This window comes from Pseudomonas bohemica, from assembly GCF_002934685.1.
Lineage (GTDB): Bacteria > Pseudomonadota > Gammaproteobacteria > Pseudomonadales > Pseudomonadaceae > Aquipseudomonas > Aquipseudomonas bohemica.
Genome location: NZ_NKHL01000120.1, coordinates 241,285 through 262,807 on the forward strand (window position 1 = coordinate 241,285; position 21,523 = coordinate 262,807).

At 56.7% G+C, this 21,523-nt stretch carries 17 protein-coding genes; 5 read left to right on the top strand and 12 right to left on the bottom strand.

Annotated features, from left to right (window positions below; all coding sequences use genetic code 11):
* Positions 1-2: 2 nt before the first annotated feature.
* From CE491_RS26805 to rpsB, 10 genes are all read right to left on the bottom strand, one after another.
* The gene (locus CE491_RS26805) at positions 3-506 is read right to left on the bottom strand and encodes an OmpH family outer membrane protein (protein WP_110951336.1); all 504 of its coding nucleotides are present in this window, start codon (positions 504-506) and stop codon (positions 3-5) included.
* A 46-nt stretch (positions 507-552) separates the two neighbouring features.
* Positions 553-2,940, bottom strand: coding sequence for an outer membrane protein assembly factor BamA (gene bamA, locus CE491_RS26810; protein ID WP_110951337.1), 2,388 nt, complete (start codon positions 2,938-2,940; stop codon positions 553-555).
* A 75-nt stretch (positions 2,941-3,015) separates the two neighbouring features.
* Positions 3,016-4,368 (bottom strand): sigma E protease regulator RseP, encoded by a 1,353-nt coding sequence (rseP, locus tag CE491_RS26815; RefSeq protein WP_110951338.1) that lies wholly within the window; start codon positions 4,366-4,368, stop codon positions 3,016-3,018.
* Positions 4,369-4,461: 93 nt separating this feature from the next.
* On the bottom strand, positions 4,462-5,652 hold the full coding sequence (ispC, locus tag CE491_RS26820; RefSeq protein WP_110951339.1) for a 1-deoxy-D-xylulose-5-phosphate reductoisomerase: 1,191 nt from the start codon (positions 5,650-5,652) through the stop codon (positions 4,462-4,464).
* On the bottom strand, positions 5,649-6,467 hold the full coding sequence (locus CE491_RS26825) for a phosphatidate cytidylyltransferase (RefSeq protein ID WP_110951340.1): 819 nt from the start codon (positions 6,465-6,467) through the stop codon (positions 5,649-5,651). Before CE491_RS26825 ends, ispC begins: the two co-directional genes overlap by 4 nt.
* Positions 6,467-7,222: a polyprenyl diphosphate synthase gene (gene uppS, locus CE491_RS26830; protein ID WP_110951341.1), complete on the bottom strand. Its 756-nt coding sequence runs from the start codon at positions 7,220-7,222 to the stop codon at positions 6,467-6,469. Before uppS ends, CE491_RS26825 begins: the two co-directional genes overlap by 1 nt.
* A gap of 16 nt (positions 7,223-7,238) precedes the next feature.
* A complete protein-coding gene (frr, locus tag CE491_RS26835; RefSeq protein WP_110951342.1) occupies positions 7,239-7,796 on the bottom strand; it encodes a ribosome recycling factor in 558 nt (185 codons plus the stop codon).
* A complete protein-coding gene (gene pyrH, locus CE491_RS26840) occupies positions 7,793-8,536 on the bottom strand; it encodes a UMP kinase (RefSeq protein WP_019692086.1) in 744 nt (247 codons plus the stop codon). Before pyrH ends, frr begins: the two co-directional genes overlap by 4 nt.
* Before the next feature lie 200 nt (positions 8,537-8,736).
* Positions 8,737-9,600: a translation elongation factor Ts gene (gene tsf, locus CE491_RS26845; RefSeq protein WP_110951343.1), complete on the bottom strand. Its 864-nt coding sequence runs from the start codon at positions 9,598-9,600 to the stop codon at positions 8,737-8,739.
* A 188-nt stretch (positions 9,601-9,788) separates the two neighbouring features.
* Positions 9,789-10,529, bottom strand: a complete 741-nt coding sequence (rpsB, locus tag CE491_RS26850; protein ID WP_110951344.1) for a 30S ribosomal protein S2 — start codon at positions 10,527-10,529, stop codon at positions 9,789-9,791.
* Positions 10,530-10,866: 337 nt separating this feature from the next.
* Between rpsB and map the strand changes: the two genes are divergently transcribed.
* From map to dapC, 3 genes are all read left to right on the top strand, one after another.
* Positions 10,867-11,649 (top strand): type I methionyl aminopeptidase, encoded by a 783-nt coding sequence (gene map, locus CE491_RS26855; protein ID WP_110951345.1) that lies wholly within the window; start codon positions 10,867-10,869, stop codon positions 11,647-11,649.
* 53 nt (positions 11,650-11,702) lie between these two features.
* Positions 11,703-14,402 (top strand): [protein-PII] uridylyltransferase, encoded by a 2,700-nt coding sequence (locus CE491_RS26860; RefSeq protein WP_110951346.1) that lies wholly within the window; start codon positions 11,703-11,705, stop codon positions 14,400-14,402.
* Positions 14,403-14,480: 78 nt separating this feature from the next.
* Positions 14,481-15,677, top strand: coding sequence for a succinyldiaminopimelate transaminase (gene dapC / locus CE491_RS26865; protein ID WP_110951347.1), 1,197 nt, complete (start codon positions 14,481-14,483; stop codon positions 15,675-15,677).
* A gap of 324 nt (positions 15,678-16,001) precedes the next feature.
* Here dapC and CE491_RS26870 read toward each other — a convergent pair whose 3' ends face one another.
* Entirely contained in the window at positions 16,002-17,648 is a 1,647-nt protein-coding gene (locus CE491_RS26870) for a Na+/H+ antiporter (protein ID WP_110951348.1), read from the bottom strand.
* A gap of 1,556 nt (positions 17,649-19,204) precedes the next feature.
* On the opposite strand from CE491_RS26870, the gene CE491_RS26875 reads away from it, so the two are divergent.
* Entirely contained in the window at positions 19,205-20,926 is a 1,722-nt protein-coding gene (locus tag CE491_RS26875; protein WP_199885262.1) for a GGDEF domain-containing protein, read from the top strand.
* Between the two features lie 30 nt (positions 20,927-20,956).
* Here the strand turns inward: CE491_RS26875 and CE491_RS26880 are convergent, their stop codons facing one another.
* Positions 20,957-21,085, bottom strand: a complete 129-nt coding sequence (locus CE491_RS26880) for a hypothetical protein (RefSeq protein WP_407681376.1) — start codon at positions 21,083-21,085, stop codon at positions 20,957-20,959.
* A 113-nt stretch (positions 21,086-21,198) separates the two neighbouring features.
* Here CE491_RS26880 and CE491_RS26885 point away from each other — a divergent pair, with 113 nt between their 5' ends.
* A complete protein-coding gene (locus CE491_RS26885; protein WP_110951350.1) occupies positions 21,199-21,429 on the top strand; it encodes a hypothetical protein in 231 nt (76 codons plus the stop codon).
* Positions 21,430-21,523 lie beyond the last annotated feature (94 nt).

Consider the following 21,523-nt stretch of genomic DNA (forward strand, 5'->3'; position numbering starts at 1 on the left):
AGTTACTTCAGCTGGTTCATGCGCTCGATGACCTGGCGAGTGACGTCGTACTGTGGCTTGACGTCAATCACGGCACCGCGCTCGAACACCAGGTCGAAACCGCCTTTCTTGATCACTTCCTCGACAGCCTGGTCCAGCTTCGGCTTCAGCTGCTTGAGCATGTCGCGGTCGGCAACGGCCTTGGCTTCGTTCAGCTCCTTGGACTGGAACTGGAAGTCGCGGGCTTTCTGTTTGAAGTCCAACTCCAGCTTCTCGCGCTCAGGCTGGGCCATCTTGTCGCCACCGGCTACCAGACGGTCCTGAATGCCTTTGGCGCTGCTTTCCAGAGCCTTGAGTTTGGTCAACTGAGGACCGAATTTCTTTTCAGCGTCGACTGCGTACTTCTTGGCAGCATCCGATTCGAGCAGTGCCATCTGATAGTTCAGTACGGCGATCTTCATGTCAGCGAATGCGGGGCCCGCGACCAAAACGGTTGCCAGCAGTGCCAATTGGGTCAACTTACGCACGTTGTAACTCCTACAGAATCCGTTGTCGTGATCAATGATCAGACCCTTAGAAGGTCTGACCGAGAGAGAATTGGAAGATCTGGGTTTCGGTGTCGTTGTCCGGTTTCTTGACCGGCATGGCCAGCGCGAAGCTCAGCGGACCCAACGCAGTGATCCAGGTAACGCCCACGCCGACAGAACTTGCAAGACCCGATAGTTCAGGCCCGTTGCACTGGATCTTCTCACCGCTGAGGGTGGTTTTGGCGTTATCACAGTTGGTGTTGAATACGTTACCCACGTCCCAGAACAGAGAGGTGCGCAGCGAGCGCTGGTCCTTGACGAACGGCAGCGGGAACAGGATCTCGGCACCACCGGTGATCAGCACGTTGCCACCAAACGGCAGCGGATCCTGATCCGGGTCAGCGATGGTGCCAGGTTTGCCACCGTTGGCTTCACCGCGGCTGGGGGTACTGCGCGGACCCAGGGTACTGTCCTTGAAGCCACGAACCGAGTTGAAACCACCTGCGTAGTAGTTCTCGTAGAACGGCAGACCGGAGGTCGAACCGTAGCCGTCACCGTAACCCAACTCGGAGTGCAGACGCAGCGTGGTGTTGGTGGTGATCGGGTGGAACAACTGACCGCGGTAATCAAGTTTGTAGAACGACAGGTCGCTGCCAGGAATGGTGGTTTCCAGGGTCAGGCTCTGAGAAGAGCCACGAGTCGGCAGGGTGCCTTTGTTCAGGGTCGATTCGGACCAGCCGACAGACGCCTTGAAGTTGGTGAAGCTGTCGCCTTCCTTGTCGATGAAGTCGAAAATCTCGTCGACGGTGTAGGTACCGGTGCTCAGGGAGTCCTGCTGTACCGACAGACCGAAGTTCAGACGCGATGTTTCGCTGATCGGGTAGCCCATGTTGATGCCGGCACCCAGGCTGTCTACCGAGTAGCTTGCCACGTCCACATCGAGGTCATCGTAGTCGGTCTTGCGGTAGAAGGCGCTGTAACCGAGGCTGACACCGTCCGGGGTGAAGTACGGATCGACGTAGCTGAAGTTATAGCGCGTCTGGTATTCACTTTTGGTCAAGCCGATGCTGACCTTGTTACCGGTACCCAGGAAGTTGTTCTGGCTGATCGAACCGCCGAGGATCAGACCGGCGCTCTGCGCGAAGCCGACGCTGGCGGTGATCGAGCCGGAGGCCTGTTCTTCCACGGCGTAGTTCACATCAACCTGATCGTCGGTACCCGGCACGGCAGGCGTCTCAACGTTCACTTCCTTGAAGAAGCCCAGGCGGTCCAGACGAGTCTTGGACTGGTCGATCAGGTAGGTAGATGCCCAACCGCCTTCCATTTGACGCATCTCACGGCGCAGCACTTCATCCGCGGTCTTGGTATTGCCGCGGAAATTGATGCGGTTCACGTAGGCACGTTTGCCGGGATCGACTGCGAAGGTGATGTCCACGGTGTGGTCTTCATCGTTCGGGGTCGGTATGCCGTTGACGTTGGCGAAGGTGTAGCCTTCGTTACCCAGACGACGGGTGATCAGTTCAGACGTAGTGGTCATGACCTTGCGCGAGAACACTTGGCCCGGCTTGACCAGCAGCAGTGACTTGACCTGATCTTCAGGCACTTTCAGATCGCCACTCAGCTTGACTGACTTGACGCTGTACTTGTCGCCTTCATGGATGTTGACGGTGATGTACACGCTTTTCTTGTCAGGCGTGATCGAGACCTGAGTCGAGGCGATATCCATGTTGATATAGCCGCGGTCCAGGTAGTACGAACGCAGACGTTCCAGGTCGCCAGAAAGTTTTTCCCGGGCGTACTTGTCGTCGTTCTTGAAGAAGGAAAGCCAGTTGGTGGTTTTCAGTTCGAACAGGTCAACCAGATCCTGCTCGGGGAACACCGAGTTACCCACCACGTTGATGTGCTGGATCGCGGCGACTGCGCCTTCGTTGATGTTGATCTTCAGACCTACGCGGTTGCGCGGTTGAGGAACGACTTCGGTGGCGACTTCTGCCGAGTAGCGGCCTTGAGCCACGTACTGACGCTGCAGTTCGTTACGAACGCCTTCGAGGGTTGCACGCTGGAAGATCTCGCCTTCGGCCAGACCCGACTGCTTCAGGCCCTTCATCAGGTCTTCTGTGGTGATCGCCTTGTTGCCTTCGATCTCGATGCTCGACACCGATGGACGCTCAACCACGGTAATGACCAGAACGTTGCCGTCACGACCGAGTTGAATGTCCTGGAAAAATCCGGTTTTGAACAGTGCACGCGTTGCGTCGACCAGACGCGCGTCATCGGCCTGTTCACCCACATTCAACGGCAACGCGCCAAAGACACTGCCAGCGGACACCCGCTGCAGGCCGTTGACACGGATATCGGAGATAGTGAAGGACTCGGCGTGAACTTCGGCGATCATCAGTACGGCAAGAACCGCAGTTAGCAGCAGACGTTTCATGAAGTCCTTTCTTATTCCAACTGGCAATAAACAAACTGCCGCAAAATGCGGCAGATTCACAATTCGGCGTAGCTTTTACAGTCGTCCCAGATCGTTGACCAGTGCGAGCAACATGACTCCAACCACTAGACTTATCCCGATCTGAACCCCCCAGCCCTGCACCTTTTCCGACAGCGGACGACCACGCGCCCACTCGATCAGATAAAACAGCAAGTGCCCCCCGTCCAGCACTGGAATGGGCAGCAAATTGAGAACTCCCAGGCTTATGCTCAGATAAGCAAGGAAATTCAGGAAGTCACCTACACCTGACTGGGCCGAAGCGCCCGCCACTTTAGCAATGGTTATCGGTCCGCTCAAGTTTTTTACCGAGAGCTCGCCGAACAACATTTTCCTCAGCGAATCGAGCGTCAGCACGCTCATGGTCCAAGTTCGCCTCGCGCCCTCTGCCACGGCGGCCACAGGCCCGTAGCTGACCTCGCGAAGCATTTCTGGAGGCCAATCGATACCTTTTACCCCGGCACCGAGATACCCGGTTGCCGTCTTGCCTTCCCCGTGAGCGATCAGCGTGACCGGCACGTCGATTTTGGCACCATCGCGCTCGACACTCAGCGAAATTCGGGTATCAGGACGGACACGAACCCAGTCCACCACTTGCTGCCAGTCATTGAGCGGCTGGCCGTCCAGCGCCAGGAGGCGATCACCTGTTTTCAGACCGGCGGCCTGCGCGGGGCCGGCGGGATCGAGTTCCGCCAGCACCGGTGGCAGCGCTGGACGCCATGGGCGAATCCCCAGGGAGCGGATAGGGTCAGGTTCTGAGGAGCCCTTGAGCCAGTTATCCAGAATCAGGGCGTGCGGGGTGTCCACGTCAGAGCCCTGCTCGCGAACCTGCAGCGCAATACTGCCGGTCTCGCCCAGGCGACGTACCAGCTGAAGATTGACAGCGGACCAGCCGGTGGTGGCTTCGCCATCCACGGATACAATTTCCTGCCCGGAAGTCAATCCGGCCTTTTCCGCGATGCTGCCCGCTTCGACACCGCCAATGACCGGCCGCACCTGCTGGCTGCCCAGCATCGCCAGTACCCAGAAAAATACAATCGCCAGAAGAAAGTTGGCGACCGGGCCTGCGATGACAATGGCGATGCGCTGATAAACGGACTTGCGATTGAAGGACTGATCGACCAGTTCGGCCGGGACCTCACCTTCGCGCTCGTCGAGCATCTTCACGTAGCCGCCCAGAGGGATGGCGGCCACGACATATTCGGTGCCTTTACGGTCCTGCCAGCGCAACAGCGGCATACCGAAGCCCACCGAGAAGCGCAACACCTTGACACCACAACGCCGGGCCACCCAGAAGTGGCCGAACTCGTGAAAGGTCACCAGCACACCCAGGGCAACCAGGGTGCCGACAATCATATATAGCGCACTCATCGCAGTTCTCCGGATACCGGTTTGGCGTCGCAGGCTGACACCCATTGAGTGGCAACCCGCTTCGGTGAACCTGTGCCGAGCGTCATTTGCCGTTTAACGGCCATTACGACCAAGCCACTGCTCAGCCAGTGCTCGCGCTCTGGCGTCGACTTCGAACACCGTTTCCAGCTCGCTCACCGCGACAACAGGTTCAAGGTTCAGAATTTCGTCGATCATACTCGCGATTTCCGGAAAGCGAATCCGCCGTTCCAGAAACGCCGCGACCGCGACCTCGTTCACAGCGTTCAAAACCGCAGGCGCGCTGTCGCCGACCTCCGCAGCTTGCCGCGCCAGACGCAGGCAAGGGAAGCGCAATTCGTCTGGAGCCTGAAAATCCAGGCGCGCGATGCTGAATAGATCCAGCGGCGCGACGCCTGAATCGATGCGCTCCGGCCAGGCCAGTGCATGGGCGATCGGCGTGCGCATGTCCGGGTTGCCCAGTTGAGCCAGCACCGAACCGTCCACGTAGTCCACCATGGAATGAATGACGCTTTGAGGGTGAATCACCACTTCGATGCGCGCCGGGGCGGTATCGAACAACCAGCAGGCCTCGATCAGCTCGAGTCCTTTGTTCATCATGCTGGCGGAGTCGACGGAAATCTTGCGTCCCATGGACCAGTTCGGGTGCGCGCACGCCTGCTCGGGTGAAGCATGTTCGAGTTCCGGCAGCGGCGTCTGGCGAAACGGCCCCCCGGACGCCGTGAGCAGAATCCGCCGCACGCCCACCGCCCCAAGCCCGCCTGCGTAATTGCCCGGCAGACATTGAAAGATCGCGTTGTGTTCGCTATCGAGCGGCAACAGGACCGTGCCACTGCGTCGCACAGCCTGCATGAACAAGGCGCCCGACATGACCAGGGCTTCCTTGTTGGCCAGCAGAACCTTTTTGCCCGCCTCCACTGCCGACAGCGTCGGGCGCAATCCGGCCGCACCGACGATGGCCGCAAGCACCGTGTCCACCTGCGGATGGGCGCTGACTTCACACAGACCGCCCTCCCCCACCAGGACGCGGGTGTCGAGGCCGGCGGCGCGCAGGTCATCCTGCAACTGACGCGCGGCTATGGTCGTCGGCACCACCGCGAACTGCGGCGTATGACGAACGCACAGGGCCAACAGCTCAGCCAAACGCGTATAACCGGTCAGCGCGAACACTTTATAGCGCGCGGGATGACGAGCGATGACGTCAAGAGTACTCAGGCCGACCGAGCCGGTCGCCCCCAGAACGGTAATCTGCTGAGGCTGGCTCACATCATGCCCCAGTCTTTGGCAGCCCATAGCAGCAGAGCGAACACAGGAATCGCGGCAGTCAGACTGTCGATACGATCGAGCACCCCACCATGACCGGGCAACAGATTGCTGCTGTCCTTCACGCCGGATTTTCGCTTGAACATGCTCTCGGTGAGATCACCAACAACGGAAACCAGCACCACGATCGCCGCACCCACCAGCGCGAACAGGATTTCGGAAACCGCCCAGCCTCGGTAAATGCCGACCACAAGGGTGATCAGCAGGCATGCCGCCAGGCCGCCAAAAAGGCCTTCCCAGCTTTTGCCCGGGCTGACTTTGGGCGCCAGCTTGCGCTTGCCGAATGCCTTTCCGGAAAAGTAGGCACCAATGTCCGCGCCCCACACCAGGACCATGACCGAGAGAATCAGCCAGTTACCCATTGGCGCAAGTTTGATGAGAATCAGGCCCTGCCAGGCCGGCAACAGGATCAACAGGCCGATGACCAGCTTGCAGAGCACACTTGACCAGTGCTCGCTGGACTCAGGGTAGGTCAGCACCAACCATGTCGCCGCGATCCACCAGATCAACGCCGCCACCAGAATCCACGGCGCCAGCCCCGGCAGCAGGTACAGCACGAACAGCAGGAGAGCCACCACCACCGCGTATGCCACGCGAATCGGCTGACTTTCGAAACCGGCCAGACGCGCCCATTCCCAGGCTCCGAGCGCGACCACTGCACCGATGAACAGCGCAAAGCTGCCGCCGTCGAGCAGGAAGAAGCCGCATAGCGCCAGGGGCGCGAGAATCAGCGCGGTAATGATTCGTTGTTTGAGCATTACGCACGGGCTCCAGCTTCTACCTGCTCGCTGGTTTTCCCGAAGCGGCGTTGGCGCGAAGCAAAATCGGCCAGCGCGTGGCGCATGGCATCGTGTTTGAAGTCCGGCCAGAACAGGTCGGAGAAGTACAGCTCGGCGTATGCCAGCTGCCAAAGCAGGAAATTGCTGATGCGGTGCTCGCCACCGGTGCGTATGCACAGGTCCGGCAACGGCAGATCACCCGTTGCCAGGCACGTCTGCAACAGCTCGGGCGTGATGTCTTCCGGGCGCAGATGCCCGGCCTGAACCTCACGCGCCAGGCGTTGCGCGGCCTGGGCGATATCCCACTGACCGCCGTAGTTGGCGGCGATCTGCAGGACAAAGCGGGTGTTGCCGGCAGTCCGGGCTTCAGCCTCGCGAATGGCAGCCTGAAGCTCGGGGTGGAAACGCGAACGGTCGCCGATGATGCGCAGACTGATGCCGTTTTCGTTCAAACGCTTGGTCTCGCGGCGCAAAGCGGTGAAGAACAGCTCCATGAGCGCCCCCACTTCTTCGGCCGGACGCTGCCAGTTCTCGCTGGAGAAGGCGAACAGCGTCAGTACCTCGACCTTAGCCTCGGCACACACTTCGATAACCGCACGGACAGCATCCACGCCAGCCTTGTGACCCGCCACACCCGGCAACAGACGCTTTTTAGCCCAGCGATTGTTCCCATCCATGATGATCGCGACATGACGCGGTACCGCCGACGGCACTGCCAGCTTTGTCTTTTCCATGAAAGCTTCCTGACCCTTATACGGCCATCAGGTCTTTTTCTTTCTGCGCCAGATCCGCGTCGATTTTAGCCACGAACTTCTTGGTCAGATCGTCGATCTCGCCAGTGGCACGGCGCTCCTCGTCTTCGCTGATTTCTTTTTCCTTGACCAGGTCTTTCAGCTGACTGTTCGCATCTCGACGGATGTTGCGAACGGCAACACGGGCGTCTTCGGCGACATCACGAGCCTGCTTGGTGAAGCCCTTGCGGGTTTCTTCAGTCAGTGCAGGCATGGCGATCAGCAGCAACTCACCGAGGTTAGTCGGGTTGAGGTTCAGACCGGCGCTACCGATTGCCTTGTCGACGGCGCCCAGCATGTTGCGCTCGAACGCCACGACTTGCAGGGTGCGGGCGTCTTTCACAGTGATGTTGGCAACCTGTTTGATCGGGGTGTCAGCGCCGTAGTAAGGCACCATTACACCTTCCAAAATGCTCGGGTGAGCCTGACCGGTACGAATACGACCGAAGTTGTGGGCTAGGGATTCCACGGATTTCTGCATGCGCTCTTGAGCGTCTTTTTTGATTTCGTTGATCATTGCTCGCCTTCCTCGATCAAGGTTCCTTCCGCGCCGCCATGCACGATGTTCAGCAGGGCGCCGGGTTTGTTCATATTAAAGACACGCAGCGGCATCTTGTGGTCACGACACAGGCAGATGGCCGTCAGATCCATTACGCCCAGCTTGCGATCCAGCACTTCATCGTAAGTCAGATGATCGAACTTCTCGGCATGCGGGTCCTTGAATGGATCGGCAGTGTACACACCATCGACCTTGGTTGCCTTCAACACGACATCAGCGTCGATTTCGATCGCACGCAAACAAGCGGCCGAATCAGTGGTGAAGAACGGGTTGCCGGTGCCTGCGGCGAAAATCACGACTTCCTTGGCGTTCAGGTGACGCATGGCCTTGCGACGATCGTAGTGATCGGTCACGCCCACCATGGAGATCGCCGACATCACGATGGCGGAAATGTTGGCACGCTCCAGCGCGTCGCGCATGGCCAGGGCATTCATCACAGTAGCCAGCATGCCCATGTGGTCGCCGGTGACCCGGTCCATCCCGGCAGCACTGAGTGCCGCGCCGCGGAACAGGTTGCCACCGCCAATGACCAGCCCGACCTGCACACCAATACCTACCAGCTGACCCACTTCAAGTGCCATGCGATCCAGCACTTTGGGGTCGATACCGAACTCTTCGGACCCCATCAGGGCCTCGCCGCTAAGCTTGAGTAGAATGCGTTTATAGCGAGCTTGATAACCACTGCCCTGCTGAGCCATTGCGAATCTCTCCTGCGGCGTTAAAAAAATCTTCTGAGCCTGCGGGGCCGTTTCAGCCTGCGCTAACTCTAGGCTACTTCGTCAGGATTTCGCAGCCTCATGAGCCGCGCTTCCTGGAAAAATAAATTCCTTCTGCCGTTTGACAAAGAGGCTGCGCGCGTGAGCGGGCAGCCTCTTTGGTCGACAGTTGGAGAACCGTCTTATTGCTTGCTGGCAGCTACTTGAGCAGCGACTTCTTCAGCGAAGTTGTCGACTGGCTTCTCGATGCCTTCACCCACTTTGAAGTAGGTGAACGAAACGATTTCAGCGCCGGCTTTCTTGGCCAGATCACCGACCTTGATTTCCGGGTTCTTGACGAACGCTTGCTCAACCAGGCTAGCTTCAGCCAGGAACTTGCTGATGCGACCCTGAACCATCTTCTCGGCGATCTCGGCAGGCTTGCCTTTGATCTTGTCTTCGTTCAGTTGCAAGAAGACGTTCTTCTCGCGCTCGATCGCTTCGGCGGAAACGTCCGAAGGCAGCAGAAACTCGGGATTGCTGGCTGCGACGTGCATAGCGATGTCTTTGGCCAGTTCAGCGTCGCCGCCTTTCAGGGCCACAACAACGCCGATCTTGTTGCCGTGCAGGTACGAACCCAGTACGTCGCCTTCAACACGCGCCAGACGACGGATGTTGACGTTTTCGCCTACTTTGGCAACCAGAGCGGTACGCTCGGCTTCCTGAGCTTCGATCAGTTGCTCAACGGTGAGCTCCGACTGATCGAATGCTTTTGCGACGCTGGCAGCGACGAAGTTCTTGAAGTCGTCCTGCAGGGCCAGGAAGTCGGTCTGCGAGTTGACTTCGATCAGAACAGCGCGCTTGCCGTTGTCCTTGATTGCAATAGCGCCTTCAGCAGCAACGTTGCCTGCTTTCTTGGCTGCCTTGATTGCGCCTGAAGCACGCATATCGTCGATTGCTTTTTCGATGTCGCCGCCGGCCTTGGTCAAGGCCTTTTTGCAGTCCATCATGCCTTCGCCAGTACGCTCGCGCAGTTCTTTGACCAACGCTGCAGTAATCTCTGCCATTTCAAAATCCTCTTGGATAGGTCTTCAACCATTCCACCCGCCGGGCGGGCGTTCAAATTCTTGAAAATCCATGGTGACGGCTGCGCATGACAATAATGATCGATGGCAACGCCAGATGGTTTTCGAGGTGGCAAAAAGGGGGCCAAGCCCCCTTTTTGCGTACTGAGTAAACGCTACGTGTTTGCTACTCAGCCTTCAACGGTTGCCGCTGGAGCTTCTTCAACGTAAACGTCGGTGCCGCCAGCAACGTTGTTGCGACCACGGATAACGGCATCAGCCATCGAACCCATGTACAGCTGGATGGCGCGAATGGCGTCATCGTTGCCTGGGATGATGTAGTCAACACCTTCCGGGCTGCTGTTGGTATCGACTACGCCGATAACCGGGATACCCAGCTTGTTGGCTTCGGTGATCGCGATGCGCTCGTGATCAACGTCGATAACGAACAGTGCGTCTGGCAGACCGCCCATGTCCTTGATACCACCCAGGCTACGATCCAGCTTTTCCAGATCGCGAGTGCGCATCAGCGCCTCTTTCTTGGTCAGCTTGGAGAAAGTGCCGTCTTCAGCCTGAACTTCCAGCTCGCGCAGACGCTTGATGGAGGCACGGATGGTTTTGAAGTTGGTCAGCATGCCGCCCAACCAGCGGTGATCGACATACGGCGAACCGCAGCGTGCTGCTTCTTCAGCAACGATTTTGCCAGCGGAACGCTTGGTGCCGACGAACAGAATCTTGTTTTTGCCCTGAGCCAGGCGTTCAACGAAAGTCAGAGCTTCGTTGAACATAGGCAGGGTTTTTTCAAGGTTGATGATGTGAATCTTGTTACGCGCGCCGAAAATGTACTTGCCCATTTTCGGATTCCAGTAACGGGTTTGGTGACCGAAGTGCACACCGGCCTTCAGCATATCGCGCATGTTGACTTGGGACATGATAGTTCCTTGATAAGTCGGGTTAGGCCTCCACGTATCCCAATGACCAACCAACGGCTTGAGCCGAGGGCACCCAGGTCATCGTGTCGACACGTGTGTGGGTTTGAGCTTTCGGGGTATACCCCGTAAAGCGGCGCATTTTATATCACAAAAGTATGAATAACGGAACCGGAAACAAGATCCTGTTTTTTCGACGCTTTGCTCCGCTCAGGGCACCGTACTACACGCCCTGTCGGCTTCTATATAAGGAAGCGATGATAACCCGCCCGGCGGCGGTCTGGTAGAATCGCGTTTTCCGTGTTTTAGCTGCGGCCCTGCCGCGCCGAGAGAGCCTTGTATGACCGTTACCATCAAAACCCCTGAAGACATCGAGAAGATGCGTATCGCCGGTCGTCTGGCCGCGGACGTACTGGAAATGATCGAGGCATACGTCAAGCCAGGCGTCACCACCGACGAGCTGGACCGCATCTGCCACGACTACATTGTCAACGAGCAAAAGGCCATTCCTGCCCCGCTGAACTACAAGGGCTTTCCCAAATCCATCTGCACGTCCATCAACCACGTTGTCTGCCACGGCATCCCGAACGACAAGCCGCTGAAGGCAGGCGATGTGTTGAACATCGACGTCACCGTGATCAAGGACGGCTACCACGGCGATACCAGCCGCATGTTTCATGTAGGCAAGGTGCCGGAGTGGGCCGAACGTCTGTCGAAGATCACTCAGGAGTGCATGTATAAAGGCATCGAGCTGGTCAAACCAGGCGCCCACCTGGGCGATATCGGCGAGGTGATCCAGAAGCACGCCGAGAAAAACGGCTTCTCGGTGGTCAAGGAATACTGCGGGCATGGCATCGGCAAGGTGTTCCACGAAGAGCCGCAGGTCCTGCACTATGGTAAGGCCGGCACTGGCATGGAACTGAAGGAAGGCATGACCTTCACCATCGAGCCGATGATCAACCAAGGCAAGGCCGACACGCGCTTGCTGGGCGACGGCTGGACGGCCATCACCAAGGACCGCAAACTCTCGGCGCAGTGGGAACACACCATTCTGGTCACCGCTACCGGTTACGAGATCTTCACCCTGCGCAGCGATGACACCATCCCCCGCACATCGGCGTGATCCCACACCCTTGACGCGTAGCTGGCCGATATAGATAGAAGGAAAGCAGTTCCATGCCGCAGGTGGACCCAGATTTGTTCGATCGTGGCCAGTTTCAGGCCGAGCTGGCATTGAAGGCGAGCCCCATCGCCGCCTTCAAGAAGGCCATTCGTCACGCCCGTGAGGTGCTCGACGAACGCTTCAGGTCGGGCCGGGAAATTCGTCGACTGATCGAGGACCGCGCATGGTTCGTCGACAATATCCTGCAGCAAGCCTGGGAACAGTTCGACTGGAGCGAGGACGCCGATATCGCCTTGCTCGCCGTCGGCGGTTACGGCCGCGGTGAACTGCACCCTTACTCCGACATCGACCTGCTGATTTTGCTGGACAGCGCCGACCATGAGATTTTCCGCGATTCCATCGAGCGCTTTCTGACTCTTCTGTGGGACATCGGCCTTGAGGTCGGTCAGAGCGTGCGCTCCGTCGACGAATGCGCAACGGAAGCCCGCGCCGATCTGACGGTGATCACCAACCTGATGGAAAGCCGCACCATCGCCGGCCCCGAGCGTCTGCGCCAGCGCATGCTCGAAGTCACCAGCCCGAGCGAGATGTGGCCGAGCAAGGACTTCTTCCTGGCCAAACGAGCCGAACAAAAGACCCGCCATCACAAGTATTTCGACACCGAATATAACCTGGAGCCCAACGTTAAAGGCTCGCCGGGTGGCCTGCGCGACATTCAAACCATCCTCTGGGTCGCCCGGCGTCAATACGGCACGCTGAATCTGCATGCGCTGGCCGATCAGGGGTTTCTGCTGGAAAGTGAAAACGCGTTGCTCGCCTCCTCCCAGGAGTTTCTGTGGAAGGTGCGCTACGCCCTGCACATGCTCGCCGGCCGTTCCGAAGACCGTTTGCTGTTCGACTACCAGACCAGCATCGCCGGGCTTCTGGGGTATCAGGACAGTGATGCGAAACTGGCCATCGAGCGCTTCATGCAGAAGTACTATCGGGTGGTCATGAGCATTGCCCAATTGAGTGATCTGATCATCCAGCACTTCGAGGAAGTGATTCTTTCGGACGATGAACACGCTGTCACCGAATCGATCAACTCCCGGTTCCAGTTGCATGACGGCTACATCGAGGCGGCCAACCCGAATGTCTTCAAGCGTACGCCGTTCGCAATGCTGGAGATTTTCGTGTTGATGGCTCAACACCCGGAAATCAAGGGCGTGCGCGCGGATACCATTCGCCTGTTGCGCGAGCATCGGCATCTGATCAACGACGATTTCCGTAACGATATCCGCAACACCAGCCTGTTCATCGAGCTGTTCAAATGCGAGATCGGTATTCATCGCAACCTGCGCCGAATGAACCGCTACGGCATTCTCGGTCTTTACCTGCCGGAGTTCGGGCATATCGTCGGACAGATGCAGCATGACCTGTTCCACATCTATACAGTCGACGCCCATACCCTGAACCTGATCAAACACCTGCGTAAGCTTCAGTACACTCAGGTGTCAGAGAAATTCCCGCTGGCCAGCAAGCTCATGGGCAAGCTGCCCAAGCCCGAGCTGATTTATCTGGCCGGTCTGTACCACGACATCGGCAAAGGGCGCGGCGGCGACCATTCCGAGCTTGGCGCAGCCGATGCCGAAGCGTTCGGCGTTCGCCACCACTTGCCCAACTGGGATACTCAACTGATCGTCTGGCTGGTGCAAAACCATCTGGTGATGTCCACCACGGCCCAGCGCAAGGATCTGTCCGATCCGCAGGTGATTCACGACTTCGCCCAGTTCGTCGGCGATGAAGTGCACCTGGACTACCTTTATGTGCTGACCATCGCAGACATCAACGCCACCAACCCGACATTGTGGAATTCCTGGCGTGCCAGCCTGTTGCGTCAGCTCTACACCGAGACCAAGCGCGCGCTCAAACGCGGCCTGGAGAATCCTGTGGATCGCGAAGAGCAGATCCGCCGCACGCAAAGCGCCGCACTGGATATTCTGGTGCGCAACGGCACCGACCCCGACGATGTCGAGCAGCTCTGGTCGCAACTGGGCGATGATTATTTCCTGCGTCACACCGCAGGCGACGTGGCCTGGCATAGCGATGCGATCCTGCAGCAACCGGCCGATGGCGGGCCTCTGGTGCTGATCAAGGAAACCACGCAGCGAGAGTTCGAAGGAGGCACACAGATTTTCATCTATGCGCCGGACCAGCATGACTTCTTCGCGGTGACCGTTGCGGCGATGGATCAGCTGAACCTGAACATTCATGACGCGCGGGTCATCACCTCGACCAGCCAGTTCACCCTCGACACCTATATCGTGCTGGACAGCGATGGCGGCTCGATCGGCGAGAACCCGGAGCGCATCAAGGCTATTCGCGAAGGTCTGACCGAAGCCCTGCGCAATCCGGACGACTACCCTACGATCATCAAACGGCGCGTGCCGCGTCAGCTCAAGCATTTTGCCTTTGCCCCTGTGGTGACGATTTCCAACGACGCCCAACGCCCGGTGACCGTGCTCGAACTCAGCGCGCCGGACCGCCCCGGGCTGCTGGCGCGCATCGGCAAAATCTTCCTGGAGTTCGACTTGTCGCTGCAGAACGCCAAGATCGCCACCCTTGGCGAGCGCGTGGAAGACGTGTTCTTCCTCACCGACGAGAACAACCAGCCGCTGTCCGACCCGCAATTGTGCAGCCGTTTGCAGGATGCGATCGTTCGCCAGCTCAGCGTCAATGCCGAGCCCAGTGGCGAACTGCGCATCAGCATTTGAAACAACACCTCTGCAAGATATTCAATGGCGCCTGCTTCCCCGCAGGGCAGGCGCCCCGTTCCTTGAGACCGATTGCCCATGAATAACGCTCTGCTACAGCTTCAGCCTTACCCGTTCGAAAAGCTCCGCGTCCTGCTCGGCAGCGTCACGCCCAACCCGGACAAACGCCCGATCGCCCTGTCTATCGGCGAGCCCAAGCACCAGTCGCCGGCGTTCGTCGCCAAGGCCCTGGCTGACAACCTGGACCAGATGGCCGTGTATCCAACAACCGCAGGCATTCCCGCCCTGCGTGAAGCCATCGTCAACTGGTGCGAGCGTCGTTTCAGCGTTGCGCAAGGTTGGCTGGATGCGAGCAAACATGTGCTGCCGGTCAACGGTACCCGTGAAGCGCTGTTCGCGTTCACCCAGACCGTGGTCAATCGCAGCGATGACGGTCTGGTGGTCAGTCCGAATCCGTTCTATCAGATCTATGAAGGCGCGGCGTTGCTGGCCGGTGCCAAGCCGCATTACCTGCCCTGCCTGGCCGAACACGGCTTCAACCCGGATTTCGATGCGGTGCCTGCGGACATCTGGAAACGCTGCCAAATCCTGTTTCTCTGCTCGCCGGGCAACCCGACCGGTGCGCTGATTCCGCTGGAAACCCTGAAAAAACTCATCACTCTGGCGGACGAGTACGACTTCGTGATTGCTGCAGATGAGTGCTACAGCGAGCTGTATTTCGACGAAGACACGCCACCACCGGGCTTGCTGACTGCCTGCGCCGAGCTGGGTCGCGAGGATTTCAAGCGCTGTGTGGTTTTCCACAGCCTGTCCAAACGCTCCAACCTGCCAGGCCTGCGCTCGGGTTTTGTCGCCGGTGACGCCGACATCCTCAAGAGCTTTCTGCTGTATCGCACCTATCACGGTTGCGCGATGCCGGTTCAGACTCAACTGGCCAGCATCGCGGCATGGAGCGACGAAGAACACGTACGCGCCAACCGCGACTTGTACCGTGAGAAATACGATGCTGTGTTGAGCATCCTGTCTCCGGTAATGGACGTGCAACGCCCGGACGGCAGCTTCTATTTATGGCCGAACGTCGGCGGCGATGATACGCAGTTCTGCCGCGATCTGTTCGAAGCCGAACACGTGACGGTAGTGCCCGGTTCATACCTGTCTCGGGATGTCGATGGCTTCAATCCGGGCGCTGGCCGGGTGCGCATGGCGTTGGTCGCTCCGCTGGCAGAGTGCGTCGAAGCGGCGCAACGGATTCGCGAGTTCGTCACCAGCCGCTGATCGGTGCAGAAAGCGAATCAGCATCAGGCGGGCATATCCATGTAACGCCTTGCCGCTCACCAAACTGCATATCCTTTCGTGAGTGTTGGTCTGGGCAACAGACCCGGCCCTCTCACGAACGGAATCGATGTTGAAAACGCCACTGCACTTCTGTCATGCGCGGCACCACCCTGGCTTGCAAGCCGCAACGTGCCTCAAGAGCATACCCAGGGCGACTTCGAGATCGATAATACAGGCATGACGCCGAGCGCTCGGGACCAGGCTTTCATGCGCAGATGTATGGTGATCGCCAGAGTTCATGAGGGTCATTGAGCTGATTGACGTTCATTTCACCACGCCCAGGTTGGCCTCACTCAGGTCCAGTTCGGCCAGTATCAAACGCAGTACGTCATCACCGATCCTGCGATGACGATGCATGCTGTAAAGCTCCAGCCGCTGGGCCCTCAGAGCGTTGATGCGCATGCGCTTTTCCAGCTGGTCCATCTGGAACGCCAGCGCCTGGGCCTCGGCGGTGTCGTTGAATATATCCAGCCGATGTCGGTACTCGGTCATGATCCGCGACTTCACTTCGGTGGCCAGTACCGCCTGCGCGGCGTCCGTCGATTGGCTGGCACCCGGAATGTCCTCGTTCTCCAATGCCTGGATCGCCGCCTGCGCCGTGAGCTTCCAGGCCTCGCGCACTTCGCGTTTCAAAATCAGATCCGGCTCGCTGACCGTTCCCCGCAGCAGAAGCGGCAAGCACACACTGGCCACCACCAACGACAGCAGAATCACTCCCGCGGCGATGAAGATCAGCAAATCGCGTTCGGGGAAATCGACCCCGGCGGCGATCAACATCGGCACCGACAAGATACCGGCCAGCGTCACCGCTCCGCGCACGCCGCCGACCGTCAGCAGCAGCGAAGAGCGCGTCGACAACTCCAGTGAGCCATCGCCACGCCCGCGCCAGCGTCGTATCCGAGTCATCAGGCGCCAGACACTGCGCACCCAGACATACCGCAGCACCACAAGCACCACGAAAATCGCCAGCACATCCAGGCAGCGCCAAACCAGCGTCGGCCACAGCGTGACTTCATGATGGGTTACAGCACTGACGATATCCGGCAGTTGCAGGCCCAGCAGCAGGAAGATCAGACCGTTGAACGCGAACTCCAGCAGCGTCCAGACGCTGCGATTGAGCAATCGGGTGCTGGTCTGACGCGGCAAAAGATCGACCCAACTCTGCATCATCCCTGCCGCCACCGCCGAGAGAATCCCCGACGCTCCAAGCCGTTCCGCCAGCACATAAGCGGCGAACGGCAGCAACAGCATGAACACCACGTGCGTGGCCGGATCGTCCCAGCCGCGGGTAATCATCCAGCTGCGAAAACGCCCCACCAGCCAGCTCAACACCACCCCCACTGCCAGGCCGCCCACAGCAACAAGAAGGAACGTCAAGCTGGCGTCGGTGAGCGAGAACACGCCGGTAATGGCAGCCGCCAGAGCGAACTTGAACGTCACCAGACCCGAAGCATCGTTCATCAATGCCTCGCCTTGCAGCAGGCGCATGATTGGCGCCGGCAGCCGATCCTGCGCGATCGCCGATACCGCCACGGCGTCTGTAGGAGAAAGCACCGCAGCCAAGGCGAAAGCAACCGGCAGAGGAACGCTCGGCAACAACCAGTGAATGAAATATCCTGCGCCGATGACCGTGAAGATCACCAATCCCACAGCCATCGTCAGGATCGGCCCGCGATACCGCCAGAAATCACGCTTGGGCATGCGCCAACCGTCCGAGAACAACAGCGGTGGCAAAAAGAGGAAGAGAAACAACTCGGGGTCGAGCGCCACATGCAGCCCCAGGGTCGGCCAGGCAAGCAACGCACCCGCAGCGATCTGGACCAGCGGCAACGGCAGCGGGATCACCCGGGCCAGCAATCGTGAGACACCTACCAGCGTCAACAAGATAAGGACGGTATAGGCTGTCTGCATTGTGTATTTCCCCAAAACGAGAGACTTTTGACTGACACCCGTAACGGACCCGGGCGAAGCGTCTAAGTGCCATATTAACGGCTTAATCGGTCACTCTGTGTCGCTACATGGGTCTTAAGCCGCGCAAAAATGCCCGCAAACGGACACAAAGCATTCGCAGGCGTGCGCCCACGCGACTCGTCCGTGGCATAATCCGTCACCGTTTTTTCCGCAATCCCAGAGGGGGCAAGCTCATGAGCAGTACCAATAAGTTGCACCTGTACGGGATCAAAGCCTGGGATACCACAGCAATTATATGAATTTCGTTATGTATCAAGGTGATACGCACAAAACCCTCTATAAAAAACTGTATCGAAACGCCCCTTGCTACGTCAACCAAATCAAATAGTTATGGTTGTATTTTGGGGGAGATTTTGCGCCTCTGTCGACCAGTTCTGGCTGCAAATCCCACCGCAAAATATTCCAGAAACTAATCCTGACCCGCCCCGCGAATGACACCAGCTTGCGATTGTGCGCAAGTTGACAAATCGGAGAATCAGCAAGGAAGTCCGGTTGACAAATCGCTGAATCGCCATGTTGGTTGACAAAGGTCGTGTCAACCAGATTTCCATATGCCTTCAATGGTGGTGCCGCTGGTTTCGGCCTGGTACCGGCGATCTGCGATGCGGTGCTTCCAGTAGGCGGCCTTCTCAGCGGCAGTCATTTAGTCTGCCGATATATCATTAATATTCAATGGATTAGACCAATATCGTTTCAGCAATAGCGCCTATTATACGGAGCTACATCCCAAGCGCTACGCGGGGTGACATTTTCGTTGCGGAAACGATTGGCGGCATTTCTGCCGTACCAATATAGAGGAAGAGACTACCGATCGGACGCCCCCGACCTAGCGCGCGATACTCTGCTGCTATTCGGGGAATCGGACCTACTCAGGCTTTACCAGCAATCATCAGATTCTTACTGATCTCCCCTAAATTTCTCCAAGGAAACGCAACATACCGTGCCAAGGGACAGCATTGAGAATGTTCGAAAGCCAGCGCTGCGCTTGCCTCCTCCTGCTCCGCGAGGCAAATTCGACAATAGACGTAATCACCCTGAACCCCCACAGCGTTAGCCACTTCAGCAACTTATCTAAGCTACTCACATCAGCTGCCTCTAAGTCAGAAAATCGTCATAGCAAGCTTTTGTCGGGCCCCGTCCCCGCTAGAGGTGGAGATTGCTGGCAAGAATCCGATGCGTTGATGAAACCGGGTCTCCAGTCATGGTGGATAGGTTTAATAATAAGCACTGCAAGGCGTCGGACGGTACGTGATGGCCACTTGACATAAATAACAATAGATTGCACATTCTATGCAATATTTGAACACATCCCTTTTTCAGAAATGAAAGAGAAAAAGGGATTGATAGCTCCCGGAGACATGATGTCCATCTATCATCCGCCCATACGGCTCTTCATTATGTCTCCAGTGGAAACGCTGGGTTCAGCAAACAGATTCTGTAACGTCGAAAGAGCATAGCTTTCTATGATGCATCGTGTGCTGGAGGTGTCGGGCCCAATGAGAACTTTTAAAATATCGGACATTTCAATCCCCAAGGCCAGTCTACATGGCAAGCTCGTAACTGGATGTTTGATTCTTTTAGGGCTATCCCTTTTCCTCGCGTGCATTTTATTATCAACCATTGGTGCCGATTATAGACGCGCAAAACTAAGCTATGAAAACCTGAAGTTTTATCAATCAGTAATAGCCGCAGCTAACGCGGTATCAGCAGAAAGAGGACCGACAAATACATTACTCGGGGGAAATTTCTTATCATCTTCAGACGCATGGGCACGCTTACAAACATTCCGAAACGCAAGTGACGAAAAGTTAGAAACAGTTATCCAAATCTCCAAACCAATTACTCAGATCACTAGCACTCCAATTTTAAACTCGAAATCCGAACTTCAAAAAGCGAGAAATGCCGTCGACAAAGAGCTAGCAATAGATTTTAATTCTCGTACCTTACCCTCGATCCAAGAACCGATAGATCGGATGTTTCGTGCAGTCGATGCAATCATGCCTCTTATCAACGCCACCGCATTAAACTCCAATGGCCCGCAAGGTGACTTTGTTGATGAGGCATTGATAGGTCAGAAGCTGTTTGAAATTCGAGAGTATGCAGGCCGAATTGGCTCGATACTGACACCCTATATTGCGATGCAAAAATCTATATCCAACTCTGACCAAGCCAAAATAGAGCAGATACGCGGACGCATTACCCAACTTTGGGAATTGACAAAACCGTACCTGTTAAGATATCCGAGCCTGCTGGACAAAGTAAATGATGTCGAACTTAAGTTTTTTGGAGAAGGGATCAATCTGATAAATACTTTACAATCCCAAGGGATTACAGGAAGGTTTCTGTTTTCGACCCAGACCATGACTGATGCTATTGTCCCCACCTTTCTGCCACTAGAAGTCATTCGCGTTTCTTATCTTAACTTAATGGCAACGCAATCAAGCAACAACCTTGCTAGCGCTTCAGCCTACCTTTTCGCTATAGTATTTTTGGTCTGCATTGTCATCTCTATTAATATAATTTTAATGATCTGGACGCAAAGAGTAATATTTGTGCCACTACTCTTAGCGAAGGAAGCGATAATTGCGCTATCCGAAGATCGGGAAATAGATGACAAGAGAAATGATCATACAGGCAGAGAAATCAATGATGTTTTTCGAGCGATCTCTATTCTTCAGGGCAGACTCATTGAGAGAAGAAACCTCACACAAGAGCTAAAAATGCATGCACTCACCGATGGTCTAACCGGGTTACTGAATCGGAGAGCGTTCGATGAGCTAGGCAACGGCCACGTTTTTTTTAGTCACGTTGGGTTAAATGTAGGCCTAATTGTGATTGACATCGATAATTTCAAATCGATAAATGACTCGTTAGGCCACCCGACTGGAGACATTGTACTGAGATCTCTCGCTGACACCTTACGCGCGCATGTACGTTCGAGTGATTTAATAATACGTCATGGGGGTGAAGAGTTCGCTATAGTAATGAGCGAGGTATCTCTAGAACAATTGAAAGCGAGCGCTGACAAACTTCGTGCAGCAGTCGAAACGAGTAAAATTTCTATAAGCGACGGAAATGAGATATCAATAACGGCGAGTTTCGGAGTTTCAATTGGTGAAAGACTCGGAGCGAAATGGCTGGAAGTTATCAATCAGGCGGACAAGGCTCTCTACTTAGCCAAGCACGCGGGGAGAAATTGTGTCCGCAGCATCCAATAGCCCTTGAAACGGTTCAGAAGCAAGCGGTCTTCACAAGACGTAATTGAGGAAGATACGATGGCCCAGCGTTAGGGTCTGTTTCGCCCCGGCCGCCCACTCTGGCGCCGACGGCATCATGGTCGCGTAGTAGTGAGTTGCGCCGTTGGTAGGGTCCAGCATCTTCCCATCGATTACCTAGTCAGCAGCAGCCGGCACTGGGCGAGCTCTCGGAAATGAAGCAGTTAACCCGTGCTAATTTAATCCAGAACACGTTTCTGCTATGGAGAAATCACATGGACAGCGTCGAAGAAACCCTTGCAGTCCTTCGCCTTTTGGTCGAATACCAAGCAGCCGCGGCGTTAGAACTCGGCCAGATCGCGCACCAGTTCAAAAGCGAAACGCCCCCGGATGTAGCTGGAACTAACCTGGCAGCAATCGGACGCACTCAAGTGTTTGTCGCGGCTTGCCTCGAATTGCTGAAATCTGAGGAGGCGCTGAACTACCCAATCCCACCTGCTCCCTGATACAGCCAGCAGCTAGTGGAACGCTCAGGACGCTATATGCGAATTAGCTGGTGTATTGGGAAAAGGGCTTTTAGGGGCTTTGCGGGGCCATAAA